At 64.3% G+C, this 2,176-nt stretch carries 3 protein-coding genes and 1 pseudogene; 1 reads left to right on the top strand and 3 read right to left on the bottom strand.

Going from position 1 to position 2,176, the window contains the following annotated elements:
• Window positions 1-39 precede the first annotated feature (39 nt).
• Window positions 40-516 carry a DUF2938 domain-containing protein gene (locus EOA60_RS29770; RefSeq protein ID WP_067327862.1) on the top strand — a complete coding sequence of 159 codons (477 nt, stop codon included), beginning with the start codon at window positions 40-42 and terminating at the stop codon, window positions 514-516.
• 15 nt (window positions 517-531) lie between these two features.
• On the opposite strand, the gene rnhA is transcribed toward EOA60_RS29770, so the two are convergent.
• The 3 genes and pseudogenes from rnhA to EOA60_RS29755 form a co-directional block, all read right to left on the bottom strand.
• The gene (rnhA, locus tag EOA60_RS29765) at window positions 532-1,065 is read right to left on the bottom strand and encodes a ribonuclease HI (protein WP_095823796.1); all 534 of its coding nucleotides are present in this window, start codon (window positions 1,063-1,065) and stop codon (window positions 532-534) included.
• The gene (locus EOA60_RS29760) at window positions 1,062-2,024 is read right to left on the bottom strand and encodes a homoserine kinase (protein ID WP_095823797.1); all 963 of its coding nucleotides are present in this window, start codon (window positions 2,022-2,024) and stop codon (window positions 1,062-1,064) included. Before EOA60_RS29760 ends, rnhA begins: the two co-directional genes overlap by 4 nt.
• 6 nt (window positions 2,025-2,030) lie before the next feature.
• Window positions 2,031-2,176, bottom strand: a pseudogene (locus tag EOA60_RS29755) (4-hydroxy-3-methylbut-2-enyl diphosphate reductase); the annotation flags it as partial.

The raw sequence follows: 2,176 nt of genomic DNA, 5'->3' as shown, positions 1-2,176 counted from the left end.
CGACGAGAGCGGGGCGGCCAAAATCCTCGAGCAGCTCTGATGCTCGACATTGTCTGGCGCGCCATCGCGATCGGCATCGGCGCCACGGTCTTCATGGACGTCTGGGCGATTATCCTCAACAAGGCGTTCGGGCTGCCGCGGCCGAATTGGGGCATGGTCGGCCGCTGGGTCCGGCATCTGCCCGAGAAGGTCTTCCATGACGATATCAGTCAGGCCGCCCTCTACACGCATGAAAAGGCGCTGGGCTGGGCGTTCCACTATCTCGTCGGAATTCTCTACGGCGTGATCCTGGTCGTGCTGGCGGGAACGGGCTGGCTGGCAGCGCCGACCTTCCTGCCGGCCTTCATCCTCGGCATCGTCACCGTCGGCGCCGGCTGGTTCCTGCTGGCGCCCGGCATGGGCGCCGGCTGGGCAGCGTCGAGGACGCCCAACCCGATGCTGGTGCGCGCGCTCAACCTCGTCTCGCACACGGTCTTCGCCCTCGGCCTGTTCTCCACGGCGCTGGCGATCCGGTAGAGAACGTCAGGCGCGTCAATAGCTCTGGGTCGAGCGTCGGGGCGCGGGCTTCCTGGCCGGAGCACCAGCCTTCTGCGGCGCAGCCGCAACCGGTGCCGGCCGCGCCTGCTTCGGCTTGAACGGCCCCATGCCTTGCCTTGCCAGTTCGTCGGCGCGCTCGTTCTCCGGGTGGCCGGCATGGCCCTTCACCCAATGCCAGATAACCTTGTGTCGCCTGTTGGCCTCGTCGAGCGCCTGCCAGAGCTCACCGTTCTTGACCGGCTTCCTCTCGCCGGTCTTCCAGCCGTTCTTCTTCCAGCCATGGATCCATTTGGAAATGCCGTCCATGACGTATTTGCTGTCCGTATAGAGATCGACCGTGCAGGGCTCCTTCAGCGCATCGAGCGCGCTGATGGCGGCAAGCAGCTCCATGCGGTTGTTGGTGGTCTCGGCCTCGCCGCCCGACAGCTCCTTGGTGACGCCGTTATAGCGCAGCACCGCGCCCCAGCCGCCCGGCCCGGGATTGCCCGAGCAGGCGCCGTCGGTGAAGATCTCGATTTGCTTGTTCATGTCAGTCCGTATTCTGATGGAGACTTGATCGCCCGGTGGAAGCGCATGCGGCGGATATATTCGGTCGGATCGCGCTTCATCACTAGCCCGCCGTTGGGAATGGTCAGCCAATCATAGAGCCTGGTCAGCATGAAGCGTAGCGCCGAGCCGCGCGCCAGCATCGGCAGCGCCGCTTTTTCCTCTCCCTCAAGCGGCCTCACCGACTGGTAGCCGGCAAGCAGCGCGGCCCCTTTGGTGAGGTTGAAGGAAAAGTCCTTCTCGAAGCACCAGGCGTTGAGGCACGTGGCGACATCATAGGCATAGAGGTCGTCGCAGGCGAAATAGAAATCGATCAGCCCGGACAGCTTCTCGCCAAGGAAGAAGACATTGTCCGGGAAGAGATCCGCGTGGATGATGCCTTGTGGCAGGCGGGTCGGCCAGTTGCGCCCAAAATCCAGGAAGTCCGCGTCGACTTCGGCCGCGAGCCCCGGCTCGACCTCGTCGGCGCGATCGCGCGACGCCGCCCAGAGCTTGCGCCAGCCGTCGATGGCAAGCGCGTTCGGCCGCTTCATCGGGAAATCCTGCCCCGCGAGATGGAGCGCGGCCAACGCCCTGCCGACCTCGCCGCAATGCGCTGCCGTCGGGCGCCTCAGCGACAGGCCCTCGAGGAAGGTGATGATGACCGCCGGGCGCCCGGCGAGCGTGCCGATGACGGTTCCGTCATGCGCGGTGACTGGAAGCGGGCAGGAAATGCCTTTTCGCGCGAGATGGCCCATCAGGCCGAGAAAAAAGGGCAGATCGGCCTTGTCGACGCGCTTCTCGTAGAGCGTCAATATGTAGGAACCGGTGGAAGCATGGACCAGAAAATTCGAGTTCTCGGTCCCTTCGGCGATGCCCTTGTAGGACAGGAGCTCGCCCACCGGATAGGCTTTCAGAAACGCGCTGAGCTCGTTTTCGTTGACGTCGGTGTAGACGGCCATCTGGGTTTACGCGGCTCCGTTGACGAAGGCCATGTCGGCCGCCGTCAGTTCGACATCGCGCAACACCCGCATCACCGGAAAATCCTCCGTTTCCGTGGCCGTGATGGCCAGATCGATGGTGACGTCGAAGCGTTGCCGGAACGCGGCGATGC

Origin of the sequence: Mesorhizobium sp. M1A.F.Ca.IN.020.06.1.1 (assembly GCF_004023265.1) — a bacterium.
In the GTDB taxonomy this organism is placed as follows: Bacteria; Pseudomonadota; Alphaproteobacteria; order Rhizobiales; family Rhizobiaceae; genus Mesorhizobium.
Note: the sequence above shows the minus strand (reverse complement) of the source record. Positions and strands in the feature narration are given on the sequence as shown.

Excerpts from the sequence above, each read along its gene's own strand:
- EOA60_RS29770 (WP_067327862.1), top strand. The coding sequence starts at position 40 with ATGCTCGACATTGTCTGGCGCGCCATCGCGATCGGCATCGGCGCCACG.
- rnhA (WP_095823796.1), bottom strand. The coding sequence starts at position 1,065 with ATGAACAAGCAAATCGAGATCTTCACCGACGGCGCCTGCTCGGGCAAT.
- EOA60_RS29760 (WP_095823797.1), bottom strand. The coding sequence starts at position 2,024 with ATGGCCGTCTACACCGACGTCAACGAAAACGAGCTCAGCGCGTTTCTG.